Origin of the sequence: Pseudomonas sp. IT-P258 (assembly GCF_949767825.1) — a bacterium.
In the GTDB taxonomy this organism is placed as follows: domain Bacteria; phylum Pseudomonadota; class Gammaproteobacteria; order Pseudomonadales; family Pseudomonadaceae; genus Aquipseudomonas; species Aquipseudomonas monachiensis.
On record NZ_CATKPU010000098.1, the window covers coordinates 240,562 to 263,873 of the forward strand.

The window sequence follows — 23,312 nt, forward strand, 5'->3', positions numbered from 1 at the left end:
TTTTCACTGTGCATTTATCAGCTTTTATATGTTTTTTTCTATAGTGGTGCTGAGGTCAACAAGTCTCTAAATTCAGATTGTTTCAGTGGTTTTATCAAGTAACCCAATAATGGCAGCCCGTATTCGGTGGCCGTTTTTTCAAGCTCATCCAGTTCAGACGTCGTCAGGCTGCTCAGAATGATCGCCTGCCTGATCAGGCCCCGCTGGCTGGCGAACCGGACCAGTTCGAGTCCCGTCAGATCGGGCAGGCATTGATCGCATAAGAGGATGTCGAACGGTTGGTCTGCCCCGAGCATTTGCAGCAGGGCGCCTTTGGCGCTGTCGGTGGTCGTCAGTCGGGTGAAGCCATAACTTTCCAGCAGGTATTGAGTGGCTATTAGTTGGAAAGGATGGTCTTCCACCACGAGGATGCGTAGATCGTCTTTGGCCATGGGGCGCACTTCATCTGTCGAACAGAAGGGAGGGAGATTGTTTCGCGAGAGTACCGGGCAAGCGATCAGTTTGCTCGCCATGTGCTGTAGGGCGATTCGACGAAGCTTGAATGCTGTTGGATGTTGAAGGGGGGATCAGCCATAACGAATGCCGTAATGGCTGATCAGTCGATTCATCTCAGTGGCTGGCGCGGCCGGTCATTTCCAAGGCCATGTCGCTGGCATAGCTGTCGGTCATGCCGGCAATGAAATCAATCATGCGCAAAAAGGAGGTATGCAACGAGCCGTGAGGATCGGGTGCATTGTTGCCCAGCAGGTCAAGGATGCGGCGGCTCTTGAACGACGGCGTGCGTCCATTATGCTGCTCCAGCGCGGCACCGCAAAAGGCGTTGAGCAGGATTTCCAGCGTGGTGTAGGCGCCGATCTCGTGCAGGGTCTTGCGCTTGTCCTGGAAGATCTTCTTGCGGGCCATGTCCTTGGCATTGAGCACGCAACGCTTGGCGGGACCGTGCATGTGTTCCACCAGATCGCCAGGCAGTGTGCCGGCCAGCAGCGCATCCTGTTGCTCGACGAAGGCGCGGGCCGCGGCATTGGTCAAGTGTTCGATGGCTTTACCGCGCAGGATCGCCAGTTTGCGTCGGCGCGAATCGCCGGGACCGAGCTGGCGATAGGTTTCCGGCAAGTCATCGCCCACCAGGCCAAGCAGCAGGGATTCGACTTCGGCGTATTCGAGCAACTCCATTTCCAGGCCGTCTTCCAGGTCGATCAGCGCATAGCAGATATCGTCGGCGGCCTCCATCAGGTACACCAGCGGGTGCCGCGCCCAACGTTGCTCCTCCACTTGTGGCAGGCCGAGTTTATGGGCGATCTGCTCCAGCAGTGGCAGCTCGCTCTGATAACAGCCGAACTTGTGTTTCTTGTAGCCCAGCGAGTCGGCGTGCCTGGCCGTCCATGGATACTTCAGGTACGTGCCCAGCGTTGCATAGGTCAGTCGGGTGCCGCCGTCGAACTGGTGATACTCCAGTTGAGTGAGTACCCGAAAGCCTTGGGCATTGCCTTCGAAATTCAGGAAGTCATTGCGCTCGGCCTCACTCATGGCATCCAGCCAGCCGCGGCCGGCGGCTTGCTGGAACCAATGACGGATCGCGTCTTCACCGGAATGGCCGAACGGCGGGTTGCCGATGTCATGTGCCAGGCAGGCCGATTGCACCACCATCCCCAGGTCGCTGGGTTCGCACCATTCGGGCAGGGCGCTGCGGATGGTTTCGCCGACGCGCATGCCCAGCGAACGACCCACACAGCTGACTTCCAGTGAATGGGTCAGGCGCGTATGAATGTGATCATTGCTGGACACCGGATGGACCTGGGTCTTGCGCCCGAGGCGGCGGAAAGCCCCCGAAAAAATGATGCGGTCGTGGTCTTTGTGAAAAGGGCTGCGGCCGAGTTCTTCAGGGCTGTGCAGAGGTTTTCCGAGGCGTTCGCGGGTAAGCAGGGTGTGCCAATCCAAGGCGGGTCTCTCCGTCAGGTGACTGATGGCGTAGCTTCCCGTTTCGCGCCATGACCTGCAAGCGGAACTACCACCCGGCGGCGGCGATATCGAGGTCTTTTTGCAAGATCTTTTTTTGGCGGATGCCTGTCGACCGGGTAGGCGCACAGGATTGCGCCCCCCGATAGAGGGGCGCATCCCGTCGATGTTGCAAGGACGCAGCCAGAAAGAAACTGATCAGTCTTTGCGTGAGGAGCCCTGCATGATCAGTTTGACCAGCGGCCCCAGTGTGGTGCCGAGACGGATCAGCCGGGTCAGGCTGCTGAGGCTACCCCCGTTTTTTGCACCCTTGCCGGTCAGAAAGCCCAGCAAGGTAACGGCGGCCACGCCCCAGAGTGGAGCGTGCTTGATGCCAAAGCCGTCCTGCAGGTTTTGTGTCATCCCGCGCACCCGTTGCAAGGGCTGCAGCAGTTGCGCGGATTCGTGGCGGATTTCCTGACGGTGCATTTCCATGCGCAAGCGGATCAGGGCCTTGCGCATTTGCGCGCGCGAGCTGTTTTGTGGCAATTCAGGCAGGCTCATGGCAGCAGGCGCTCCCGATCATTGGCCAACTCTTCCAGGGTGCCATGGAAAGGCGAGGACTCATCGAAAATCGCCGCTCTCAAGCGCATCCCACAGAATATGGCGGCGAGGAAGTAGAACACGCAGAGCCCGATGATGGCGGCCAGGCGGTACGTGTCCCAGAACAGGATAAGCACCAGCGTCGACAGCCCTACCAGCAGCAGCAACGCAAACACCAGCGCCAGGCCGGCAAATAGCAACAGGCTGACGGTGCGGGCTTTTTGTTCCTGCAATTCAATGCCGAACAGCTCGACATGGCTGTGCAGCAACCCAAGGAAGGCAGCACCCAGGCGCCGCGATGAGGAGCTTGTTCCCGTCACGGACGGGCCGGATTCGCCGATCGACATATCAGCGCCGGCTGGCCAGCAGGCCGATCAGGAAACCCACGCCGGCCGCGATCCCCACGGATTGCCAAGGGTTGGCCTGGACATAGTCTTCAGTGGCGGTGACAGCAGCCTTGCCGTGTTCGCGCAGGGAGTCTTCGGTCAGTTTCAGGGTTTCACGGGCACGCAAGAGACTCTCGTGTATCTGCTCGCGCAACTCGTCGGCCTGATCGCCGGCCAGGGTCGCGGTGTGTTCCAGCAAGCGCTCGGTGTCACTGACCAGTGTCTGAAAGTCGTTCATCAGGATTTCTTGAGCAGTCTTTGCCTGGGTGCGGGCCATGATGGATCTCCTTAAGTGGCTATCTGATGCGTTCGAGTATGAGCCTTCGGCGAAGGTTCAGTACAAATGACTGGTACAACTTTTGCTGAGTCTTGGTGCGCCGGTCCGCACCATTGCGCTATTGCCGGGCATGATTCCAGTAAAACCGTAGGACCAACAATCAAAAACTCGCGTAAACGTCCGGGGCGCGTTTTTCCTGGACGGCGTCCGTGCGCCAAAGTGGTTCAGCGAAATCAGTCCACTGATGTCTTGAAGCTGCAACTTGGTGCACGGGCAGTCATCGCGAACTGCTTTGGTGCTTTTTTCTGCCATAAGGTCTGCCCATTCCATGGAAAATCTGCAAAGCGCTGTGGACACCCTGGTCCATAGTTCCAACACGCTGTTCATTCTGATCGGTGCGGTCATGGTTCTGGCCATGCACGCCGGTTTCGCCTTTCTCGAAGTCGGAACCGTGCGACAGAAAAACCAGGTCAATGCGTTGTCGAAAATCCTCAGCGACTTCGCTGTTTCGACACTGGCCTACTTCTTTATAGGCTATTGGATTTCCTATGGCGTGACGTTCATGCAGCCAGCGGCCGTGCTCAATGCCGACCATGGCTACGGACTGGTGAAATTTTTCTTCCTGCTGACCTTTGCCGCGGCGATTCCGGCGATCATTTCCGGTGGGATCGCCGAACGCGCCCGGTTTGTTCCCCAGCTGTGTGCAACCGCGTTGATTGTCGCGTTCATCTATCCGTTCTTCGAAGGCATTGTCTGGAATGGCAACCTGGGTTTGCAAGCCTGGTTGCTGGAGCGCTTTGGCGCCGGTTTCCATGATTTCGCAGGCTCAGTGGTGGTGCATGCCATGGGCGGTTGGCTGGCTCTGGCGGCGGTGCTGTTGCTCGGGCCGCGTAATGGCCGCTATCGCGAGGGTAGGCTGGTCGCATTCGCGCCATCGAGCATCCCGTTTCTGGCTCTGGGCTCGTGGATACTGATTGTCGGCTGGTTCGGCTTCAACGTCATGAGCGCGCAAACCCTGCAAGGTGTCAGCGGGCTGGTGGCGGTGAACTCGTTGATGGCCATGGTTGGCGGTACGGTGGCGGCGCTGATTGTCGGTCGCAACGACCCGGGCTTTCTGCACAACGGCCCGTTGGCGGGGCTCGTGGCAATCTGTGCCGGTTCCGATCTGATGCATCCTGTTGGGGCGCTGGTTACCGGTGCCGTCGCGGGGGCGCTGTTTGTCTGGTGCTTTACCGCGGCCCAAGGCAAATGGCGCATCGACGATGTATTGGGTGTGTGGCCGTTGCATGGCTTGTGCGGCGTGTGGGGCGGCATCGCCTGCGGCATTTTCGGCCAAACCGCTTTGGGCGGGTTGGGCGGGGTCAGCCTGAGCAGCCAGTTGATAGGCACTGCGCTGGGCATCACTGTGGCACTGGCTGGCGGGTTTGCGGTGTATGGCGTGATCAAGGCGTTGCATGGATTGCGCCTGAGTCAGGAAGAGGAGTACTACGGCGCGGACCTGTCGATCCACAAGATCGGCGCCGTGAGCCAGGACTGACCCAGGTCACTTTATCGTCGGTAGCATCAGGGCAGGGGCCTCAATGGCTCGACGGTTTTTCGGGGCAGGCCTAGAATGGTCACTTCATTTACTGGTTGAGCGCTCATGCTTCCCGAATGTCAGCTGTTCGGCACCCTTGGATGCCACCTGTGTGAAGTAGCCGAAGCCATGTTGATGGAGTTCGTCGAGCGCGGTCTGCTGGTGGAGCTGGTGGACATCGCCGACGATGAAACATGGTTCGCAGCCTACAGCCTGCGTATTCCGGTATTGCGGCGCGTCGATACCGGTGCTGAACTGGGCTGGCCGTTCAGTGCCGACCAGGTGGTGGCGTTCCTGCGTTGAGCGGTTCTTGCGCTGGCGGTATGTCCCGCCTGTCGAACTTTGCGATTGATCCCCTTGGCTTATTCGGTGTTGATCGGATACTGTATGTGTATACAGTTATTCGCGGTGCCTGCCTTGCCATTCCAGATTTTTGGGAATGAGCAGGCAAGCCCGGGTGTCAGAGGGATGAATCGTGGTCAATGTCGAACAGTTGAAGAACAGCGTGAACCGGATGTCCGCGGACGTCGTGCGCGAGGCTGTCCTTGAGTTGCGTCTGGATGGTCTGGTGACCGAGGGGAAAACGCCCTTCAACAAAACACATTTCAATACCTGTTTCGCAGAAATCGAAGCCTTGTTTCAGCGCGCGGGTTATCACCGGCAACTCGATGTCGTGGGCTATCAGGGATTGTTGTACGCCCTGTACGACCCCGCTCGCTGGGAGGCGGTCGATGTGCTGCGCTGGCTCAAGGAGTACACCGAAGCGGCAGCGCGCACGCAGATCCCGGCTTGAGTAATCTTAGGGTGCGTTCATTCCCCTTGCTGTTGGATAATGCCGCTCTGCACTGAGGTTAGAGCTTTCGTATGTCCACTTCTTCTTTTTCCGCGGCACACAGTCAGGCCAGTACGCTCTACTTGCCACCTGGCCCGTGGCAGACCGTTGTCGATTGTCTGTGCGAGCATTTCAGCACTATTGGTCGTGAACAATGGCTGGACAGAATCGCCCGTGGCCGGGTCCTCGATGGGCAGGGCATGCCGATTGCACTCGATCTGGCCTACAGGGAAGGTTTGCGGATTCATTATTTTCGCGAAGTGCCGGATGAAAAACCGATTCCGGTGATCGAGTCGATCCTGTACGCGGACGAGCATCTGGTGGTGGCGGACAAGCCGCATTTCCTGCCGGTGACGCCGGCTGGCGAATACGTCGAACAGACGCTGCTCAGGCGCTTGATCCGGCGCCTGGACAATCCGTATCTGGTGCCATTGCATCGCATCGACCGGCACACCGCGGGGCTGGTGCTGTTTTCCGCCAATCCGCAGACCCGTTCGGCTTATCAGTCGTTGTTTCCAACCCGGCAGATCGAAAAGCGCTACGAGGCCATCGCCAAGGCGTTGCCTGGCCTTTCTTTCCCGTTGGTGCATAAAAGCCGGCTGGTCGATGGCGAACCGTTCTTCCGCATGCAGGAAGGTCCGGGGGCCAGTAATACCGAGACGGCGGTCGAAGTTCGGGAGAAACAGGGGGATCTCTGGCGTTATGGTCTTTACCCGGTGACGGGAAAGAAACATCAGCTACGGGTACATATGGCGGCGTTGGGCGCCGGTATCTGCAACGACCCGTTTTACCCCGAGGTGCTCAAGGATGCGCAGGATGACTACGCCAATCCTTTGAAACTGCTGGCTCAGGGGCTGAAATTTGTCGATCCGGTCACGGGCCAGGCGCGTGAGTTCGAGAGTGAAATCACCCTGCAATGGTGATCGGTAAGCGATCCTGAAACGCTGCTCTCCAGGCATGAAAAAGCCCGCATCAAGCGGGCTTTTCTGTATCCGGTGGCACCAGGATTACAGCTCCTTGACGGTCCGAACCTGATCCTTGTTGATGCGGGTCTGTTTGCCATCGAGCTGTTCGAATTCGTAGAAACCGGAATCCTTGTCGAATTGTGGCGTGTCGACGGCCTGGATTTCGCGACCGTCATTCAAGGTGATCACCGTAGGCGATGCGCAACCGGCGAGGGTGGCAAGGCCCAGTGCGAGCATGAAAGTGGCGAGGGTCCGTTGAGTCATGAGTTGTGTCTCCGAATAAGAATTCTGTGGTTGCTGAACTTGAGACGTGCACCGTCTGCGCAAGTTCCTGATCAATGTCAGTCTGACACAGTGTCATGACCGCTTAAAAGTTCCGGCGTGTTGAGGTTGGCCAGTCGCGGGTCGTTGTCCGGGCATTGCAGCGCGGTCGCGCCGAGCTTGCGCATCAACCGGCCAGGGCTGCGCTCACCCTCGTTCCAGGCATTTTCAAATGCTGCCCTGTGCAGCACCGGGATCACACACAACAAGGGTTCCCAGTGGTCATCATGGCGCACCATCAGCGGCTTGTCCGGATGCAGGTTGGCGGCCTCGCGCATAGTGCCGATCAGTGCCGCATCGATGCCCGGAACGTCACAGGGCATGACCAGCAAATGGCTATGGCGAGCAGCTTTCAGGCCCGCGCGAATACCGGCCAGCGGCCCGGGGAAGTCACCTTCATCATCGTGGACCAACTGGTCAGCGTAGGGGGCGTACTTCTCAAGGTTGCGATTGCAGGAGATGATCAGGTCATCGGTCAGCGGACGGGTCTTGCGGTGCAGATGTGCAATCAGGGGTTCGCCGTGCCAGTCCAGCAACCCTTTGTCCCGACCACCCATGCGTTGGCCGCGCCCGCCCGCCAGGAGCAGAATGGAGCAGGGTGGCAATTGTGAATTCGTGGTCATGGCAGGCCTCCATGGGGGCGGCGAAAAAACGGAGCGCTGTGATATAACACCGGGCTGTTTCTCCTACAACTGGACGAGCCTATGAAAGCCAAGGCTGATGTACCTTTCGCACCGCTGAATATTGCAGTGCTGACTGTCAGCGATACCCGCACACTGGAAACCGACACCTCAGGCCAGGCCTTTGTCGACGGCTTGACCGCTGCCGGTCATTACCTGGCTGCTCGGGTGTTGCTCAAAGATGACCTCTACAAAATTCGCGCGCAAGTCGCCAACTGGATTGCCGACGATGTCGTGCAGGTGGTGCTGATCACCGGCGGCACCGGTTTTACCGGGCGTGACAGCACACCGGAAGCCGTCGGTTGCCTGCTGGACAAGCAGGTTGATGGATTTGGCGAGCTGTTCCGCCAGATCTCGGTTGCCGATATCGGTAGCTCGACCGTTCAGTCCCGGGCATTGGCTGGCCTGGCAAACGGCACGTTGGTTTGCTGCTTGCCGGGCTCGACCAATGCCGTGCGCACAGCTTGGGATGGCATACTGGCCGAGCAGCTGGATGCGCGGCATCGGCCGTGCAACTTCGTGCCTCATTTGAAACAGGCCGCGCCTTGTGAATCCCGTGGGTAAGCCTGGCAAGTCTGGCAGTCTGATGCCTGTCGAGCAGGCGTTGGCGCGCCTGCTGGAAATGGCCGAGGCCTCGAGGATTGTCGAGCGTGAACGCTTGCCATTGGCGCAGGTACAGGGGCGCGTACTGGCTGAAGATCTGGTGTCGACGCTTGATCTGCCACCCTGGCCCAACAGCGCCATGGACGGTTATGCCTTGCGCATGGCTGACTGGACGGGAGAGCCGTTGCTGGTCAGTCAGAAGGTGTTTGCCGGCCAGGCCCCCGATCCGTTGCAGCCAGGCACCTGTGCGCGCATTTTCACCGGGGCGCCTGTTCCTGCCGGTGCCGATTGCGTCGAGATGCAGGAGAACGCCGAGGTTCAGGCCGATGAGCGAGTACGTTTCATTCAAGCCTTGACCCAAGGCCAGAACATTCGCCCGCAAGGCCAGGAAACGACCGTCGGCGAACTGATTCTGCCGGCAGGTACACGGCTGGGGCCGATCGAGCAAGGATTGGCGGCCTCCTTGGGATGCGCTGAGCTGGCGGTGGTTCGCAAGGTGCGTGTGGCGGTACTGTCTACCGGCGACGAATTGATTGAACCGGGGCAGGCGCTGGGGCCAGGACAGATCTACAACAGCAACCGGGTGTTGTTGTGTAGCTGGTTGCAGCGTTTGGGGTGTGAGGTCGTCGATGCGGGAATTCTGCCGGACAATCTGGAAACCACTCGCTCCCGATTGGGAGAGTTGAAGGATGTCGACCTGATCCTCTCGACCGGCGGCGTATCGGTGGGGGAAGCCGATTTTCTGGGTATCGCCTTGCGCGAAGAGGGCGAGCTGACGCTGTGGAAGCTCGCCATCAAACCCGGTAAACCGCTGACGTTCGGACATTTTCGTGGTGTGCCGGTGATTGGCTTGCCGGGCAATCCGGCATCGACCCTCGTGACCTTTGCCTTGCTGACCAGACCCTATCTCCTGCGTCGTCAGGGCGTGCAGGACGTTGAGCCGCTGAAGGTCCAGGTGCCTGCCGGGTTTGACTGGCTCCAGCCAGGCAGTCGGCGTGAGTATTTGCGTGGACGTCTGGAAAACGGCAGGGCAACGATCTACAAAAACCAGAGTTCCGGTGTGCTGCGCAGCGCGGCCTGGGCTGATGGACTGGTAGAAGTCCTGGAGGATCGCACGCTGGTTCCGGGCGATAGCGTTTTCTTCATTCCGCTGAGCGAAGTCCTGGGCTGATAGCTTCAGTGGCTTTGTCACACAAGACCCGGTTGATTGAGCCGGGTCTTGTGTGGGTGGCAACTCAATGCGCCAAAAGCAATGAAATGACCTGTTCGAAACGGCTATTGGCGATCCAGCCAAGGAGGCTGAGGATCACGGCTGTTCCGCAGGCGGAATAGACAAGTCGGTGTTTGATGGATTTGACGTCATCCCGGGCTTCTTCCATGTCCCTGCGTATGCACTTGAGGTGTGTTTCCAGCTCGGTGACGCGAGGTTCCATATCAACTTCTCCCGTGGCTTTTGTGCTGTTGCGGCATTCAGCTCGATGGCCTGCATTTTTATTATCTGTGGGCGGCAAGACCGAAATGGTCGGTGACGCGAGGTTCTGGCGTTGCATGGCACGTCCTTGTGATGTCCAGCAGGCTTCTAAAACTCTATCAATTCAGATTTCCGGTCAATTGAGCCGATTCCTCATGTTTTGTAAGAAAAGTCCTGCCGTGTGGGGTGCGGGACCTTCCGACTGGAAATAATTCGTTTTTTGTGGCTTTTAACGGACGCTTCGAGTGGCGAATTGATAGTTTAAAATGTGCAACTCGATGGTTTGTACGATAAGGCGCTTCTATCATAAATTTATTTGTGTAGTGGTTTTTTTTGCTACTTGTCCCGATAAGAGGGACAAGGCTTGATGTGTTCCGATATTTGGAATAAGTGCACTGTTTGAGTAATGGTTTTCTGTTTGCGTGTTTGTAGCGTAAATCTGCAGATGAAATGATTTGTTAAGAAGAGTGAGTCACTTTTAACTTGACTCTTTTCTATGAAGAATTAAATGCTGTGCTTCAAATTGAAACAGTGTTCCAAATACAGGGACAGATAATGTCATTAAAAACTCTCAATATTTCCCTTGAGTTGCTCTCCCGCTTTTCCGCGGAGCGTTTCAGTTGGGGCGTTCGTGAAATGAGCGCAGAGATGGGCCTTTCGCCCTCCGCTGTGCAACGGATCATGTCGACGTTTGCAAAGCAGGGCTTTTTGCGCCAACAAACGGAAACTCGCCGATACGAACTGGGCGTTCGCTTTTGGGAGTACGGGTTGTTGTTTCGCGACCGGTTGCAGTTATCCGATGCGCCCGCTATCTGGCTGCGAGAAGTGGCCACGGAACAAGGCGAAACGGTGTATCTGAATTTCCTGGACGGCCACACTTCTGTGTGTGTGCAGGTAGCCGACAGCACCGAACATGTGCAACTGAACATTAAGCCGGGAGAGCGGACTTCGCTGCATGCGGGCTCCCGAGGCAAGGTGATGCTAGCGTTTTTACCTACGCAGATGCGCAATCTGATTCTCGAAGAGACGTTTGTTTCGTTGCCGATGGACGAGGCCCGGCAACGCCGGTCAAGTCTTCACGCGGACCTCGATAGTGTCCATGAACAAGGCTTTTGCGTCAGTCGCAGTGAGCGGCTGAAGGATGTTGTCGGTTTGAGTTTCCCGCTGTTTGACGCCCGTTCAATCGTAATGGGTTCGGTCACCATCGGCGGCCCCGGTGCGCGTATGACAGATGAAAAGTTACAGGCTTGCATGTCTCCTATGCGCCAGTTGGCTGAACAACTTCAACGTCACTTCCGGAAATTCCTATGAGTACAACTTTTTTACCACACGCCATTAAACGTGTGTCGATGTCGCTGTTGTCGATGGGGTCTTTTTTTGTCGGTGGACATGAGGTCTGCTACAGCGGCGAACCAGAGGAGGCGTATGTACTGGCTCCCAATGGAGTGCCCGTGAACATCAACCCCAACGGTACGTCCTGTGTCGGGCAGATGTATGTGCAGTACTTGCTCAATGCCGAAGGGACACGCCGCCCACCCGTGGTGTTTTGCCATGGCGGCTCGATGACGGGGGCGGTCTGGGAGTCGACCCCTGACGGGCAGGAAGGCTGGTTGAGCGATTTCTTTCGTCAGGGTTGGTCGGTCTACAACGTTGATGCCGTCGAGCGTGGCCGTTCGGGCTGGGCCCCTCGAGATCGCGCTTTTGCCGCCAAACCATTATTGCGCACCGGCCAGGACTGCTTTGTGCAGTTTCGCATCGGTACTGCGGTTCAGGATTGCTCGCTCGACAGCCTGCATGCCGCCGCTTATCCCCACTGCCAATTCCCGCTTCAGGCGTTTGACCAGTTCATGAGGCAGGTGGTGCCGCGTTGGTCAGATACGGACGAACTGACTCTGAACGCTTATGTAGCGATGCTGGATTGTTTGGCACAGCCGGTGATTCTCATTGCCCACTCACAAGGCGGTGCTTTCGCCGTGCGTGCGGCCGAACAGCACCCTGACAAAGTGGCCGCGATTGTCGCCATTGAACCGGCGCAAGCGGGCACGGCAGAAGGGCTTGCGCAAAGGCGGCTGAAAGATACTCCGATCCTGTTGGTCTATGGCGACAATCTGCGACTGGACGCACGCTGGCCCCATATCAGAAAACGTACCGATCACTATTTTGATCAGCTCGCGACTTGCGGTGGTCATGTAACGCTCATGGATCTGCCAGCGCACGGTATTTATGGAAACTCACACCTACTCATGCTCGAACGCAACAACCTGGCTATTTCGGCGCTGATCCAAAAATGGTTGCAAACGCAAGGATTGGCTACTGCTCTCTAATGCTTTCTAACAAGCATCAGCGCATTACACCTGAAGGAGCACTTCATGGAACAAAAACAACAAACAGTTGAAAGCCTCACGATGCGCAAGGTGGCATGGCGAATATTACCTTTTGTGACCGTCGGATATTTTCTTGCCTCTCTGGACCGAGTCAATATTGCCTTCGCCGCATTACAGATGAAGCAGGATATTGCATTGGGAGACGCGGCTTTCGGCTTCGGCGCGGGTTTGTTTTTTATCGCTTACTGCCTGTTCGCGGTTCCTGCCAATATGATGCTGGAACGGTTCGGGCCGGTACGCTGGCTAGCGTTCACCATGGTTTCCTGGGGGCTCATCAGTAGTTGCATGGCTGCTGTGTCGGGACCTCAGTCCTTTTACATCCTGCGTTTTCTGCTCGGGATGGCCGAGGCTGGATTTTTTCCTGGCGTTATCTTCTATCTGACGCTGTGGTTCCCCAGTGGCCACCGCAGCCGTGCGGTCGCGATATTGATGATGGCCTTGCCAGTGTCAAGTGTTCTGGGCTCCCCGTTGTCTGCCTTGTTGTTGCTGACCGATGGCTGGTTGGGCATGCGAGGCTGGCACTGGTTGTTCATCATTGAGGGTTCGCCGGCTATTTTCATGGGCATTCTCTGTTTGTACGTGCTTCCTCACGATGTTAGTCGTGCCAGGTTCCTGACAGCTCAAGAACGGGCATGGATTGCCAGCCAGGTCAGTGAGGTGCCCGGCGAAAAAGTTCGGGGTACGCTCAAGGATCTATGGGGCGTGCTTTGCAACAAGTATGTGTTGGTTTTGACATTGATATATATAGGTGGGACTTCCGTGACCAATGGTCTGTCGCTGTGGCAGCCACAAATCATTAGCACGTTCAATTTGTCGACCATGCAGATCGGTTTCCTCAACGCGCTGCCTTTCGCCCTCGCCAGCTTTGTCATGTACCTCTGGAGCAGCCATTCGGATCGCACCGGTGAGCGTGTAAAGCACTTGGCGCTTCCATTGGCCATCGGCGCGGTTGCGCTGACATGCATCATGTTCGTTGAGTCGTTGCTGGCGACCATTGTTGTGCTATGTGTTGCCATCACCGCCGCGTCGATGATCAAAGGCCCATTCTGGGCACTGGCGACCGAAATGGTCCCGGCGCGCAACGCAGCCATGGCCATTGCGATGATTAATGCCTTGAACAATCTGGGGGTTTTTGCCGGCACCTATCTGATCGGGGTAATCAAAGAGGCCACTGGCAACTTCACCTTTGCGCTGGTGCCTTACCTGGTGATCTCAGTCGTCGCCTGTACCCTGGCGCTTTGGATCGGTCGCCGCCAGGGAATGAACATCGGGAGCGCATCAAGCAAAATCGCTGGCTAGCCATAGCATTCGATGGACGCTGCCAGGCGGAGAAAAGCCCGCGATGGGGAGGGCGGGCTTAAAGGTTTTCGCCAGGCTCTGTACGAAAGTAATGTTGTGAACGCAGCATGGTACAAGCCAGTGAAATACCTAGTCATCAAGGCTGATGATTTGTTCGCGCACGGCAAACAGTACCAGGCCGGCCACATCGTAGATCTGCAGACGCTTCATGATCTGCGAACGGTGGGTTTCGACGGTCTTGACGCTCAACCCCAGGCCGTTTGCGATCTCTCGGGTGGATTTTCCGCGAACGATCAACCGCAGGATTTCCAGCTGACGTGCCGTCAGGTTGTGCGAGTCGGCAGGTTCAGGTGGGCGCTTCTGGTTTCGGGTCAGGGCCTGGTTGATCACCGTGTGGGCAATGGCCGGGCTCAGATAGCGCTCGTTGTTGCGCAAGGCTTCCAACGCGTGTTCAAGTTCAGTCGCCGTAGTGTCCTTGAGCAGGTAGCCATGGGCTCCGGACTCCAGCGCCTGCATGATCAGGGCCGGGTCGGTGTGCATCGAGAGGATCAGGACCTTGCTCTGCGGGCGCACCCGCTTGAGCTGCTGCAGCGCTTCGAGGCCGCCGGTCTGGCGCATCGAAATATCCAGCAAGACAATGTCCGGGGACAGATGCCCGACCATTTCGAGCAACTGCGAGCCGTCACTGGCCTCACCGATGACGGCATAGCCGGGCAGATCCATTACCAGGGCGCGCACGCCAGCCCTGATCAGCGAGTGGTCATCCACCAGAAGTAAATTACAAGTCAATGCATAACCTTATTCGAACTGGCCCGTTCGAGCGCACGGGGCGCCCAGGGAAAAAGAGCTTCGATTTGAGTGCCTTTGCCCGGCTCGCTGGTAACGGTCAGTGTGCCGCCCAGTTGATCGATTCGTTCCGACATCCCGGCCATACCGCGTTGCCCTTCACGACCAGGGTCTGATGCGGGTGCGAAGCCCTGGCCATCGTCGCTGATCTGCAACTTCAGGCCTTGGGGCAGACGCTGCAGGCACACTAGCAGGTTCTTGGCCTGGGCATGTCGCAGGATGTTGGTGACCGCTTCCTGGGTAATGCGGAAAGCCGCCACGGCCATTTCCTCCGGTATGCCGGTCAGGCGCTGCTGGCATTCCAGGCTCCAGTGCACCGGGGTATTGGCCAGGGTCTTGAGCAGGTGCGCCCGCAGACTGGCTTCCAGCCCAAGGCTGGTCAACTGCCGGGGATTGAGAATGGCGGATACGTCACGAACTTTGGCGAGGGTTTCTTCCAGCGTGTCACAGAGGACCGAACATTGTCCCTGGAGTTCTTCGGGCATCCGGCGTTTGAGCCAGTCACTTTGCAGTTTTGCGGCGGTCAGCAATTGACCGATGTCGTCATGCAGTTCGCGGCTCAGTCGGTGACGCTCGTTTTCCTGGACCTGTAATAGCCGGTCGGCCAGTTCCTGGGGCTGGAATTTGATCGATTTGCGCGAGAGGCAATACTGCACGGCAACACTGGTCAGCGCCGCAACGTTGAGCACCAGCAATGACAGGGGGAGCGGAATGGACAAGCCATGGACCAGTAGACTGCCGAGGGTCGAGCAGACGCATAGCAATAGCGTGAATGTGCGTGCATTTTCCCGGGAGGGTGGCCACTTGGCGATTGACTTGAGGCTGGCGTGCATAGCGGATGGAGCCAATGGATGTTCGCTGCGGGCTGACCGGTCATGCTGGCTGACAGGCCCCTGTTTTTTCATGTGGAGCGCCGACGCGTTCAGCTCCGAACTGCAGCGAGCTGTATCCGGCTGCAATCACACTGCCATTAATTGGCGTCAACTAACAGGCGGCATGTTAGCACTTAAGATACCGATGGTCGCGTCCGTATGTATGTCCGAAAAGTCAGGCGCCCAGTCGTCTGGAGGATGATTCCATAATGGAACAAGTTGGTTGTTACCGTCGCAAAATGCCGATTACCTTAGGTTTTTTTGTTGATATCAGGCAACACCCGGGTCAAGGCAGGTGCGCAATTGTCGATGGGCAAGAGTGGTTGTTTAATGATGTCGCTTATAGCTATGAAATATTCATTTGCGACCTGTACGCACTCAAGTTAGAGCGCGATATTGATAACCGGAACACGCCATACGGCATGGTTTGGCAAGTTCAGGCCTGCCGCTCCGAATAGGATACGAGGGTGAAGGGCCTGGCATTGACCGGTGGTTGAAACCGGCTTTGCCCGACTTGAAAGGCAAAGGCTTCGATCAGGGTGGCCTGTTCGCTGTCGTCGAGACTGAGCTGTCCGGTGGTCTGGTCGATGAGTTCAAGTTGCCAGGCAATCAGGGTCAGGCAGTCTTTCAGGGCACTCAGCGCCTCGTCGTGCAGGCTCATGGTGTTCTGTGCGTGGTTCAGCAGGCCATGAATATGCAGGGAGAATTCAGACACGGCCGCCAACGCCAGGGCATCGGCCTTGTTGGCCAGCTTGAGCAGTGTGCTGAGCAGACAGTCGATGGCGTCCTTGTCATTGCTGATGAGTTGCAGATGACTCAGGCATTCCTCGGTTTTAGCCAGGAGTGTTTCAGCCTCGACTAGAAACTCCGGGAGCCTCAGGGCCCACTCTTTACGGTCGTTCGGCATACTTATCTCCACAGCGTCATATCAAATGAGGGGATATCGTGTGTGTCGACGAGGGCGGTCGGAACCCCGGCATTGCCGAGTCGCCGGGTGAACGACTTGCGGCTGGCCCGCAGGCAGGCTGGGGAACACGAGAGGGTGGTTGGCCACTGGCTTGCGATCGCACACAAAAGCCTGACTCCGTTCATGCAATGAGAATGGCGTCACATTAATGGCTATTGGATATTGCGAATATCAGGTTGTACCTGATTGTTGATAGGGGGATCCCTTACGCAGGGGAACCTTTCGCGAGAACCGGGGTCGCGTGGCGCGGAAGTACGGCAGATGTAATCACAGCGCCAGTAAAGCATGATGTTAATGTGACATCAATTGCCGGGCGTGGCATTTTAGAGAGGGTCAAGCTTCGGCAAAAACAGCCGATAACCTTCCTTAAGTGAATTCATCCGAACAAGACCTGGAGTCATTGATGGCCGGCATTCTCGACACGGTAGACCAACGCACGCAACTGGTGGGTGAGAATCGCCTGGAAATTCTCATGTTCCGGCTCGCCGGACGGCAATTGTTCGCGATCAACGTCTTTAAAGTGCAGGAAGTCCTGCAACTGCCAAAGTTGACGCTGATGCCGCAGCGCCATCCGTTTGTGTGCGGCGTGGTCAACCTGCGTGGCCAGACCCTGCCGGTGATCGACCTGTCCCAGGCCATCGGCATGCGCCCGTTGGTGCCGGGGCCAGGCAGCACGATTATCGTCACCGAATACAACCGTTCGGTTCAGGCCTTCCTGGTCGGTGGCGTGGACCGGATCGTCAACATGAACTGGGAAGCCATCCTGCCGCCCCCGAGCAGTGCCGGCCGCCAGCACTACCTGACGGCCATCAGCAAGGTCGATGACCAATTGGTGGAAATCATCGACGTCGAAAAGGTCCTGGCCGAGATCGTCCCTTACAACGCCAAGGTCTCCCGCGCCAAGCTCGAAGATCCGGTGCTGGAACGTGCCCGTGGCCGTGAGGTGCTGCTGGTGGATGACTCCAACGTGGCCCTGACGCAATTGCGCGATACCCTGGGACAACTGGGTGTGAAGATGCACATCGCCAGCGACGGGTTGAAGGCCTTGAACATGCTCAAGGCCTGGGCTGATACCGGCGTGGACATGACCGAAAAACTGCTGATGGTCTTCACCGATGCGGAAATGCCGGAAATGGATGGCTATCGCCTGACCACCGAAATTCGCAACGACCCGCGCCTGCGCGGCTTGTACGTGGTGCTGCACACCTCGCTGTCCGGCAGCTTCAACGACTCGATGGTGAAAAAGGTCGGTTGCGACAATTTCCTTTCCAAATTCCAGCCGGACAAACTCGTCGACGTGGTTCGCCAGCGCCTGATGCTTGACGAAGTACCGGCCTGATCAGGCCTGCCCCCCACCGGGGCAGTGTTTGCTCGTCAGCCTTTGATTCGGCCGTAAAGCTCGTATAGGGTGGCGTTTTTACCTGACAGGGAGTGGCCATGTTGCGACTGAGCGCGCTGTATCGTTATCCGTTGAAGTCCGCCAAGGGCGAGACCTTGCAAGCGATCGGTCTGGATAAGCTTGGGCTGGACGGCGATCGCCGCTGGATGCTGGTGGACGAGGCCAGCGGGCGCTTCCTGACCCAGCGTGCGGTAGCGCAGATGAGCCAGTTGTCGGCACTATGGAATGCCGAAGGTGGCTTGACCCTCAGCGCGCCTGGCCATTCGCCGATCGACATTGCCTTGCCCGGTAACGATGCAGAGTTGCGTGGCGTGACGATCTGGCGCGATACCTTGCGAGTCCCTGATGCAGGCGATGAAGCAGGGGCTTGGGTCAGCCGATTCATCGGCAAACCGACACGCCTGGTGCAAGTGCCGCTGGATCGGGCGCGGATGACGGAGGCTGGCTACGGCAAGGATGACGACCAGGTGGCGTTCGCCGATGGCTATCCGCTGTTGCTGATTGGCCAGGCCTCTCTCGCGGATTTGTCGCAACGGGTCGGGCGTCCGTTGGAGATGCTGCGTTTCCGGCCGAACCTGGTGATCGAAGGCAGTGAGGCGTTCGCCGAGGATGGCTGGAAGCGTATCCGTATCGGCGAAGTCGAGTTCCGCGTGGTCAAGTCCTGTTCACGCTGCATCCTGACCACCATCGACCCGCAGACCGGGGAGCGCAGCGACGACCGCGAACCCTTGGCCACCTTGCAGAAATACCGTGCCCAGGCGGACGGGGCAATGTTCGGCCAGAATCTGGTCAACGATGGCAACGGTCGACTCGAAGTCGGCATGCCGGTGGAGATCCTCGAGTAACTTTGCGCAGAATAAAAAATGCCCGTGTCGAAAAACACGGGCATTTTTATTGCGGCGACTTTTTGGTGCAGGCCCCGCAGGCTTAGCCGCGGTATTCGCACAGGTAAGCGGTGTCGACGGCGACTTTCAGCTGGAACTTGCTGTTGGCCGGTACGTTGAACTGGCTGCCGGCGGCGAAGGTTTCCCAGTCGCTGCTGTCTGGCAACTTGACGGTCAATGCGCCGCTGACCACGTGCATGATTTCACGCTGGCTGGTGCCGAATTCGTACTCGCCCGGTGCCATGACGCCGATGGTCGCTGGACCTTCTGCGGTGCCAAAGGCGATCGACTTGACGGTGCCGTCGAAGTACTCGTTGACTTTAAACATGGGCGATTCCTCGAAAAGGGCTAAAAAGGGCCGGCCAGTATGCACAAGGCCCCGGGAGTCGTCACCTGTCTAAAGCGGAAGAACCAGCGGCAGCAGGCGCGCGGTATTGCGCGCATCCTCCAGCGCCCGGTGTTGCTGGCCGGTGAACTGCAGGCCGGCCAGTTGCAGGGCGCCGTTGAGCCCCAGCGGGCGTTCCAGGCGTCGGGCCTTGGCAAAGCGCTGTTTGAGGTTCATGTGCGGCACGTTGGCCAGCACGCTGGCGAGTCCCAGGCGCTGCCACTCCTGAAGCAGTTGTTTGCGATCGTAATCGCCCCAGCTGACCCAGCCTTCCAGTCGTGTGTGGTGATGGCCAAGCCAGCGCTCAAACGCCGGCCAGACTTCGCCCAGCGGTTGTGCGGCATCGATGTTGGCTTGGGTGATGTGCGTCAGCTCGCGGCAGAACGGCGTCAGTAACGGCCGTCGCAAAGGCCGGACGAAGCGCTGGAAGTGGTCCAGTTCACGTCCCTTGCGGTCCACCAGGGTGGCGCCGATTTCAATGATTTCCATATCTGTTACGGGCCAACCACCCTCATCGGTGGTGGCCTCCAGATCAATGACCAGCCAATGAGGCATTGCAGGGTTCCTGATATCCGCGTCCTGTAGGGTTTGAGCGTAGCCAAACCCGGCGGTTCCGCCTAGCGCCTTATTCGACCTCCAACAGAATCTGCCGGTTTTTCACCTGATCCCCGACTTTGACCTGCAAGCGTTTGAGCACACCGTCGATGCCTGATTTCAATGGGTGCTCCATTTTCATCGCCTCCAGTACCACCAGCAGTTGGCCCTTGGTCACTTTGCTGCCTTCGTTGACCAGGACGTCGACAATCGCCCCGTCCATCGGTGCCTTGAGGGTGCCGGAGCTGACACTGGCCTGGCCGGTAACCTGCGCCTGAGTGCGATCCACGAACGTCAGACTGCCTGGCCGGGTAAACAGCCAGAGGCGCCCGGCCTCCAGGCGATAAGCGTGGCGTTGGCGAACGCCTTCGATTTCCAGGCTGACCCAGCGTCCGTCGCTGTGGATGATCTTCAGTTCGAGGCTGCGCTCGGCGACCTGAATGCACAACGGCTGGCCCGGGATCGCCTGCAACGCTACCGGCCAGTCCTGATCCTCAAGGCCGATGCGATAGTGCAGCGGCACGCTGGCGTTGTTGCGCCAACCGCCAAGCGGGGCCGGGTGAGCCTGTGCCGCCGCCTGATAGAACAGGGCGGCGGCGATGGCCAAGTGCTGCGCGTTTGGGGGCTCGGGATGCAGGCAGGCGTGGTCGGCGAAATGCTGCGCGATGAAACCGGTACTGAAATCTCCACCAGCGAACTGCGGGTGTTCCAGCAGGCTGGCAAGCAGGCGTTGATTGCTTTGCAGCCCCAGCAGCACGCTGTCTTGTACCGCCCGCAGCAATTTGCGCCGGGCTTCTTCGCGGGTGGCACCGTGAGCGATGAGCTTGCCGAGCATCGGGTCGTAGAAGGGACTGATGACCTGGCCTTCGATCAGTCCGTGGTCGATCCGCACACCGTCCTGCAATGCCGGCTCCCAGGCCACGACTCGCCCGGTTTGCGGCAAGAAGCCTTGGGCCGGGTCTTCGGCATACAGGCGCACTTCCATGGCGTGGCCTGTGAGTTGCACCTGTTCCTGGCGCAAGGGCAGCGGTTGCCCTTCGGCGATGTTCAGTTGCCAGGCCACCAGGTCCAGCCCGGTGATCAGTTCGGTCACCGGGTGCTCCACTTGCAGCCGGGTGTTCATCTCCAGGAAATAGAACTGCCCACGCGCATCCAGCAAAAACTCCACGGTGCCCGCGCCCACGTACTTCACCGCTCGCCCGGCCTTGAGCGCCGCTTCGCCCATGGCCTGGCGCAGCTCAGCGGTCATCACCGGGCAGGGCGCCTCCTCAATGACTTTCTGATGCCGGCGCTGCACCGAGCAATCGCGCTCGCCGAGGTAAATCAAGTTGCCATGCCGGTCACCGAACAACTGGATCTCGACGTGGCGGGGTTCGATGAGTGCCTGTTCGAGAATCAGTTCAGCGCTGCCAAAACCGTTCAAGGCTTCGGAGCGCGCGGTGCGAATCTGTTCCAGCAAGTCGCTGGCGTCGTGCACCAGGCGCATGCCGCGTCCACCGCCGCCGGCGCTGGCCTTGATCATCAAGGGATAGCCGATGCGCTCGGCTTCGCGGCTCAGGGTGGCGTCGTCCTGTTCGGCGCCTTGATAACCGTTGATGCAGGGCACACCGGCTTCGATCATGGCGATCTTCGACAGGCGCTTGCTGCCCATCAGTTCGATGGCCTCGGGGCTGGGGCCGATGAAGGTGATGCCGGCATCCCTGCACGCGAGGGCAAACCCGGCGTTTTCCGAGAGGAAGCCGTAGCCCGGATGGATCGCATCCGCGCCTGTGCGCCGGGTTGCGTCGAGGATGGCCGGGATGTTCAGGTAAGACTGTTGCACCGGGGCCGGGCCGAGCTTGACCGCCTCGTCGGCCATCCGCACGTGCAGCGCATCGGCGTCGGCATCGCTGAACACGGCGACGGTGCGATAGCCCAGTGCCTGGGCCGTGCGCTGGATGCGGCAGGCGATTTCACCGCGGTTGGCGATGAGGATTTTTTTGAGTCCGGGCATGGTTAGGCTCTCTGAATTTCGCGGTGTCTGGTCGGGCCTCATCGTGAGCACGCTCGCGAAGCTTTTAAGAGGCCCACCCCGGTTTGCGTTTTTGCAAGAAGGCCATCGTTCCCTCGATGCCTTCGGCTCCGGTCACCGCTTCGCTGAACCATTCAGCCGCTTGATCAAGCAACTCATCCGACGGCTGTCCGGTACTGGCCAGCAAGAGTTTCTTGGTCGCCGCATTCGCCCCCGGCGCGCAACACAACACATGGGCCAACACCTCGTCGAGCCGTTCGGCCAGTGCCTGCGGATCATGCTCGACAAAATGCACCAGCCCCATGCGCCGTGCCTGAGTACCATCAAAACGTGCCGCCGTCAGGGCCAGGCGCCGGGTCTGGGTCAAGCCGATGCGTTGCACCACGAATGGCGCTATCTGCGCCGGCAGCAGGCCGAGGCTGGTTTCCGGCAGGCCGAATTGCGCCTGATGATCGGCCATGGCGATATCGCTGACACAGGCCAGGCCGAGACCGCCGCCGAGTACCGCGCCCTGCAGCACAGTAATCACCACTTGCGGTGCGTGTTGCACCTCCTGCAATAGCGCGCCGAACACCCGGTTCAGGTCCCGGTGCGCAGTTGGGCCTTGAGCGCGGGCATTGGCCATGTCCTTGATGTCGCCGCCGGCACAGAAGTGCCCGCCGACGCCGCCGATCACCAGTGCGCGAACCCCGGGTTTATCGCGTACCACGGCCAGCACCGAGCGTAACTCGGCGACCATCTGCAAGCTCATCGCATTGCGGCATTCCGGGCGGTTGAGGGTGATGTGCAACACGCCGTTGTGCAGTTCCAGCAGCAAAGTCTGGCAAACCGGCAGGTTGTTCATTTCTTTTTCCCCGGCAAAATGCCCATGAGTTTGCAGATGATCCCCAGCATGATTTCGTCGGCGCCGCCGCCGATCGACACCAGACGTACATCGCGGTAAGCCCGGGCCACCGGGTTGTCCCACATGAAGCCCATGCCGCCCCAGTATTGCAGGCAACTGTCACTGACTTCGCGGCCCAGCCGCCCGGCCTTGAGCTTGGCCATGGAGGCCAGGCGCGTGACGTCCTGGCCTTTGATGTATTGCTCGGTAGCCTGATAGACCAGCGCTCGCAGGCATTCGATTTCGGTTTGCAGTTCCGCCAGGCGGAAGTGGATCACCTGATTGTCGATCAGCGCGTTGCCGAAGGTCTTGCGTTCCTTGCAGTATTCGATGGTGCTGTCGACGCAGTACTCCAGGCCCTTGATCATGTTGGCTGCGCCGAACAGGCGTTCCTCCTGGAATTGCAGCATCTGCATCATGAACCCCGCGCCTTCATGGCCGATGCGGTTGCGCTGCGGCACGCGCACGTTGTCGAAAAACACCTGGGCGGTTTCCGAGCTGCGCATGCCGAGCTTGTCCAGGTGCGAGCTCAAGCTGATGCCCGGTGTGTTCATCGGCACCATGATCAGCGACTTGTTGATGTGCGGCTTGTCGTCCGAGGTGTTGGCCAGCAGGCAGATGAAGTCGGCGCTCGGCGAGTTGGTGATCCACATCTTGCTACCGTTGATCACGTAGTCGTCGCCGTCCTTGCGCGCGGTGGTTTTCAGCCCGGCCACGTCGGAACCGGCGCCGACTTCGGAGACGCCGATGCAGCCGACCTGTTCGCCGCTGATGGCCGGGCGCAGGAATTGCTCGCGTAGCTCATCGGAACCGAACCGTGCCAGCGCCGGTGTGCACATGTCGGTCTGCACGCCGATGGACATTGGAATGCCGCCGCAACGGATAGTGCCGAACTCTTCGGCGGCGACGATCGAATAGCTGTAGTCGAGCCCCATGCCGCCGAATTTTTCCGGTTTGGAAATGCCCAGCAAGCCGAGGTCGCCGGCCTTGCGGAAGATGTCGTGGATGGGGAAGCGCCCGGCCTTTTCCCACTCATCGACGTGGGGGTTGATCTCGTGCTCGACGAACTGGCGCACGGTGCGGCGCAGTGCTTCGTGTTCCTGGGTGAAGATCATTTTTATTGTTCTCCTGTTAGTCGG

Annotated in this window: 28 protein-coding genes; 12 read left to right on the forward strand and 16 right to left on the reverse strand. The window is 58.6% G+C overall.

Annotated elements, in window-relative coordinates:
• Positions 1-38: 38 nt before the first annotated feature.
• From ACM6G4_RS27100 to ACM6G4_RS27120, 5 genes are all read right to left on the reverse strand, one after another.
• Positions 39-431 carry a response regulator gene (locus ACM6G4_RS27100; RefSeq protein WP_414914990.1) on the reverse strand — a complete coding sequence of 131 codons (393 nt, stop codon included), beginning with the start codon at positions 429-431 and terminating at the stop codon, positions 39-41.
• A gap of 178 nt (positions 432-609) precedes the next feature.
• On the reverse strand, positions 610-1,938 hold the full coding sequence (locus ACM6G4_RS27105; RefSeq protein WP_056727090.1) for a deoxyguanosinetriphosphate triphosphohydrolase: 1,329 nt from the start codon (positions 1,936-1,938) through the stop codon (positions 610-612).
• A gap of 216 nt (positions 1,939-2,154) precedes the next feature.
• Complete coding sequence (locus tag ACM6G4_RS27110) at positions 2,155-2,499, reverse strand: hypothetical protein (RefSeq protein ID WP_056727089.1); 345 nt, start codon at positions 2,497-2,499, stop codon at positions 2,155-2,157.
• Positions 2,496-2,885 (reverse strand): phage holin family protein, encoded by a 390-nt coding sequence (locus ACM6G4_RS27115; protein ID WP_223542441.1) that lies wholly within the window; start codon positions 2,883-2,885, stop codon positions 2,496-2,498. The genes ACM6G4_RS27110 and ACM6G4_RS27115 overlap by 4 nt, the downstream gene beginning before the upstream one ends.
• 1 nt (position 2,886) lies before the next feature.
• Positions 2,887-3,201 (reverse strand): DUF883 family protein, encoded by a 315-nt coding sequence (locus ACM6G4_RS27120; protein WP_056727087.1) that lies wholly within the window; start codon positions 3,199-3,201, stop codon positions 2,887-2,889.
• Positions 3,202-3,529: 328 nt separating this feature from the next.
• Between ACM6G4_RS27120 and ACM6G4_RS27125 the strand changes: the two genes are divergently transcribed.
• The 4 genes from ACM6G4_RS27125 (at position 3,530) to ACM6G4_RS27140 (ending at position 6,532) form a co-directional block, all read left to right on the forward strand.
• The gene (locus ACM6G4_RS27125; RefSeq protein ID WP_414914991.1) at positions 3,530-4,738 is read left to right on the forward strand and encodes an ammonium transporter; all 1,209 of its coding nucleotides are present in this window, start codon (positions 3,530-3,532) and stop codon (positions 4,736-4,738) included.
• A gap of 105 nt (positions 4,739-4,843) precedes the next feature.
• The gene (locus ACM6G4_RS27130; protein WP_008049107.1) at positions 4,844-5,080 is read left to right on the forward strand and encodes a glutaredoxin family protein; all 237 of its coding nucleotides are present in this window, start codon (positions 4,844-4,846) and stop codon (positions 5,078-5,080) included.
• Between the two features lie 172 nt (positions 5,081-5,252).
• Positions 5,253-5,570, forward strand: a complete 318-nt coding sequence (locus ACM6G4_RS27135; protein WP_008020364.1) for a hypothetical protein — start codon at positions 5,253-5,255, stop codon at positions 5,568-5,570.
• Between the two features lie 71 nt (positions 5,571-5,641).
• Complete coding sequence (locus ACM6G4_RS27140) at positions 5,642-6,532, forward strand: pseudouridine synthase (protein WP_056727084.1); 891 nt, start codon at positions 5,642-5,644, stop codon at positions 6,530-6,532.
• Between the two features lie 84 nt (positions 6,533-6,616).
• Here the strand turns inward: ACM6G4_RS27140 and ACM6G4_RS27145 are convergent, their stop codons facing one another.
• Positions 6,617-6,838, reverse strand: coding sequence for a YgdI/YgdR family lipoprotein (locus tag ACM6G4_RS27145; RefSeq protein ID WP_007994800.1), 222 nt, complete (start codon positions 6,836-6,838; stop codon positions 6,617-6,619).
• A gap of 77 nt (positions 6,839-6,915) precedes the next feature.
• A complete protein-coding gene (mobA, locus tag ACM6G4_RS27150; RefSeq protein WP_056727083.1) occupies positions 6,916-7,518 on the reverse strand; it encodes a molybdenum cofactor guanylyltransferase MobA in 603 nt (200 codons plus the stop codon).
• A gap of 81 nt (positions 7,519-7,599) precedes the next feature.
• Here mobA and moaB point away from each other — a divergent pair, with 81 nt between their 5' ends.
• Together moaB and glp are read left to right on the forward strand one after the other, a co-directional pair.
• Positions 7,600-8,139 carry a molybdenum cofactor biosynthesis protein B gene (moaB, locus tag ACM6G4_RS27155; protein WP_223541692.1) on the forward strand — a complete coding sequence of 180 codons (540 nt, stop codon included), beginning with the start codon at positions 7,600-7,602 and terminating at the stop codon, positions 8,137-8,139.
• On the forward strand, positions 8,123-9,349 hold the full coding sequence (gene glp / locus ACM6G4_RS27160) for a gephyrin-like molybdotransferase Glp (RefSeq protein WP_056727081.1): 1,227 nt from the start codon (positions 8,123-8,125) through the stop codon (positions 9,347-9,349). Before moaB ends, glp begins: the two co-directional genes overlap by 17 nt.
• Before the next feature lie 64 nt (positions 9,350-9,413).
• On the opposite strand, the gene ACM6G4_RS27165 is transcribed toward glp, so the two are convergent.
• Positions 9,414-9,728: a hypothetical protein gene (locus ACM6G4_RS27165; protein WP_414914992.1), complete on the reverse strand. Its 315-nt coding sequence runs from the start codon at positions 9,726-9,728 to the stop codon at positions 9,414-9,416.
• Positions 9,729-10,132: 404 nt separating this feature from the next.
• On the opposite strand from ACM6G4_RS27165, the gene ACM6G4_RS27170 reads away from it, so the two are divergent.
• From ACM6G4_RS27170 to ACM6G4_RS27180, 3 genes are read left to right on the forward strand one after another with little or no spacing between them, the layout of a single operon-like run.
• Positions 10,133-10,960, forward strand: coding sequence for an IclR family transcriptional regulator (locus ACM6G4_RS27170; protein WP_414914993.1), 828 nt, complete (start codon positions 10,133-10,135; stop codon positions 10,958-10,960).
• Positions 10,957-11,973 (forward strand): alpha/beta fold hydrolase, encoded by a 1,017-nt coding sequence (locus tag ACM6G4_RS27175; protein WP_414914994.1) that lies wholly within the window; start codon positions 10,957-10,959, stop codon positions 11,971-11,973. Before ACM6G4_RS27170 ends, ACM6G4_RS27175 begins: the two co-directional genes overlap by 4 nt.
• A 45-nt stretch (positions 11,974-12,018) precedes the next feature.
• A complete protein-coding gene (locus ACM6G4_RS27180) occupies positions 12,019-13,332 on the forward strand; it encodes an MFS transporter (RefSeq protein WP_056727078.1) in 1,314 nt (437 codons plus the stop codon).
• A 129-nt stretch (positions 13,333-13,461) separates the two neighbouring features.
• Here the strand turns inward: ACM6G4_RS27180 and ACM6G4_RS27185 are convergent, their stop codons facing one another.
• Positions 13,462-14,121, reverse strand: coding sequence for a response regulator transcription factor (locus tag ACM6G4_RS27185; protein WP_056727077.1), 660 nt, complete (start codon positions 14,119-14,121; stop codon positions 13,462-13,464).
• Positions 14,118-15,011, reverse strand: coding sequence for a sensor histidine kinase (locus ACM6G4_RS27190; protein WP_056727076.1), 894 nt, complete (start codon positions 15,009-15,011; stop codon positions 14,118-14,120). The genes ACM6G4_RS27185 and ACM6G4_RS27190 overlap by 4 nt, the downstream gene beginning before the upstream one ends.
• Before the next feature lie 248 nt (positions 15,012-15,259).
• Between ACM6G4_RS27190 and ACM6G4_RS27195 the strand changes: the two genes are divergently transcribed.
• Positions 15,260-15,508, forward strand: a complete 249-nt coding sequence (locus ACM6G4_RS27195) for a hypothetical protein (RefSeq protein ID WP_414914995.1) — start codon at positions 15,260-15,262, stop codon at positions 15,506-15,508.
• On the opposite strand, the gene ACM6G4_RS27200 is transcribed toward ACM6G4_RS27195, so the two are convergent.
• Positions 15,487-15,957, reverse strand: a complete 471-nt coding sequence (locus ACM6G4_RS27200; RefSeq protein ID WP_056727075.1) for a hypothetical protein — start codon at positions 15,955-15,957, stop codon at positions 15,487-15,489. The two genes, ACM6G4_RS27195 and ACM6G4_RS27200, sit on opposite strands and share 22 nt — an antisense overlap.
• A 463-nt stretch (positions 15,958-16,420) precedes the next feature.
• Here ACM6G4_RS27200 and ACM6G4_RS27205 point away from each other — a divergent pair, with 463 nt between their 5' ends.
• Entirely contained in the window at positions 16,421-17,356 is a 936-nt protein-coding gene (locus tag ACM6G4_RS27205) for a chemotaxis protein CheV (RefSeq protein WP_056727074.1), read from the forward strand.
• Between the two features lie 98 nt (positions 17,357-17,454).
• Complete coding sequence (locus tag ACM6G4_RS27210) at positions 17,455-18,261, forward strand: MOSC domain-containing protein (RefSeq protein ID WP_414914996.1); 807 nt, start codon at positions 17,455-17,457, stop codon at positions 18,259-18,261.
• An 82-nt stretch (positions 18,262-18,343) separates the two neighbouring features.
• On the opposite strand, the gene ACM6G4_RS27215 is transcribed toward ACM6G4_RS27210, so the two are convergent.
• The 5 genes from ACM6G4_RS27215 to atuD all read right to left on the reverse strand — a co-directional run bounded on the left by ACM6G4_RS27215 (position 18,344) and on the right by atuD (position 23,288).
• Entirely contained in the window at positions 18,344-18,628 is a 285-nt protein-coding gene (locus ACM6G4_RS27215) for a pyrimidine/purine nucleoside phosphorylase (protein WP_007940055.1), read from the reverse strand.
• Between the two features lie 69 nt (positions 18,629-18,697).
• On the reverse strand, positions 18,698-19,240 hold the full coding sequence (locus ACM6G4_RS27220; protein WP_056727072.1) for an exonuclease domain-containing protein: 543 nt from the start codon (positions 19,238-19,240) through the stop codon (positions 18,698-18,700).
• Positions 19,241-19,310: 70 nt separating this feature from the next.
• Positions 19,311-21,272: an acetyl-CoA carboxylase biotin carboxylase subunit gene (locus ACM6G4_RS27225; protein ID WP_414914997.1), complete on the reverse strand. Its 1,962-nt coding sequence runs from the start codon at positions 21,270-21,272 to the stop codon at positions 19,311-19,313.
• A 64-nt stretch (positions 21,273-21,336) separates the two neighbouring features.
• On the reverse strand, positions 21,337-22,134 hold the full coding sequence (locus tag ACM6G4_RS27230) for an enoyl-CoA hydratase/isomerase family protein (RefSeq protein ID WP_414914998.1): 798 nt from the start codon (positions 22,132-22,134) through the stop codon (positions 21,337-21,339).
• On the reverse strand, positions 22,131-23,288 hold the full coding sequence (atuD, locus tag ACM6G4_RS27235) for a citronellyl-CoA dehydrogenase (protein WP_223541684.1): 1,158 nt from the start codon (positions 23,286-23,288) through the stop codon (positions 22,131-22,133). The genes ACM6G4_RS27230 and atuD overlap by 4 nt, the downstream gene beginning before the upstream one ends.
• Positions 23,289-23,312: the final 24 nt, after the last annotated feature.

Coding starts and splice junctions, on each gene's coding strand:
- ACM6G4_RS27145 (WP_007994800.1), bottom strand. CDS start 6,838: ATGACTCAACGGACCCTCGCCACTTTCATGCTCGCACTGGGCCTTGCC.
- ACM6G4_RS27115 (WP_223542441.1), bottom strand. CDS start 2,885: ATGTCGATCGGCGAATCCGGCCCGTCCGTGACGGGAACAAGCTCCTCA.
- ACM6G4_RS27110 (WP_056727089.1), bottom strand. CDS start 2,499: ATGAGCCTGCCTGAATTGCCACAAAACAGCTCGCGCGCGCAAATGCGC.
- ACM6G4_RS27215 (WP_007940055.1), bottom strand. CDS start 18,628: ATGTTTAAAGTCAACGAGTACTTCGACGGCACCGTCAAGTCGATCGCC.
- ACM6G4_RS27225 (WP_414914997.1), bottom strand. CDS start 21,272: ATGCCCGGACTCAAAAAAATCCTCATCGCCAACCGCGGTGAAATCGCC.
- ACM6G4_RS27100 (WP_414914990.1), bottom strand. CDS start 431: ATGGCCAAAGACGATCTACGCATCCTCGTGGTGGAAGACCATCCTTTC.
- ACM6G4_RS27220 (WP_056727072.1), bottom strand. CDS start 19,240: ATGCCTCATTGGCTGGTCATTGATCTGGAGGCCACCACCGATGAGGGT.
- ACM6G4_RS27180 (WP_056727078.1), top strand. CDS start 12,019: ATGGAACAAAAACAACAAACAGTTGAAAGCCTCACGATGCGCAAGGTG.
- ACM6G4_RS27200 (WP_056727075.1), bottom strand. CDS start 15,957: ATGCCGAACGACCGTAAAGAGTGGGCCCTGAGGCTCCCGGAGTTTCTA.
- ACM6G4_RS27230 (WP_414914998.1), bottom strand. CDS start 22,134: ATGAACAACCTGCCGGTTTGCCAGACTTTGCTGCTGGAACTGCACAAC.
- ACM6G4_RS27120 (WP_056727087.1), bottom strand. CDS start 3,201: ATGGCCCGCACCCAGGCAAAGACTGCTCAAGAAATCCTGATGAACGAC.
- ACM6G4_RS27190 (WP_056727076.1), bottom strand. CDS start 15,011: ATGCACGCCAGCCTCAAGTCAATCGCCAAGTGGCCACCCTCCCGGGAA.
- ACM6G4_RS27130 (WP_008049107.1), top strand. CDS start 4,844: ATGCTTCCCGAATGTCAGCTGTTCGGCACCCTTGGATGCCACCTGTGT.
- ACM6G4_RS27205 (WP_056727074.1), top strand. CDS start 16,421: ATGGCCGGCATTCTCGACACGGTAGACCAACGCACGCAACTGGTGGGT.
- atuD (WP_223541684.1), bottom strand. CDS start 23,288: ATGATCTTCACCCAGGAACACGAAGCACTGCGCCGCACCGTGCGCCAG.
- ACM6G4_RS27210 (WP_414914996.1), top strand. CDS start 17,455: ATGTTGCGACTGAGCGCGCTGTATCGTTATCCGTTGAAGTCCGCCAAG.
- ACM6G4_RS27140 (WP_056727084.1), top strand. CDS start 5,642: ATGTCCACTTCTTCTTTTTCCGCGGCACACAGTCAGGCCAGTACGCTC.
- ACM6G4_RS27195 (WP_414914995.1), top strand. CDS start 15,260: ATGGAACAAGTTGGTTGTTACCGTCGCAAAATGCCGATTACCTTAGGT.
- ACM6G4_RS27165 (WP_414914992.1), bottom strand. CDS start 9,728: ATGCAACGCCAGAACCTCGCGTCACCGACCATTTCGGTCTTGCCGCCC.
- mobA (WP_056727083.1), bottom strand. CDS start 7,518: ATGACCACGAATTCACAATTGCCACCCTGCTCCATTCTGCTCCTGGCG.
- ACM6G4_RS27125 (WP_414914991.1), top strand. CDS start 3,530: ATGGAAAATCTGCAAAGCGCTGTGGACACCCTGGTCCATAGTTCCAAC.
- moaB (WP_223541692.1), top strand. CDS start 7,600: ATGAAAGCCAAGGCTGATGTACCTTTCGCACCGCTGAATATTGCAGTG.
- ACM6G4_RS27175 (WP_414914994.1), top strand. CDS start 10,957: ATGAGTACAACTTTTTTACCACACGCCATTAAACGTGTGTCGATGTCG.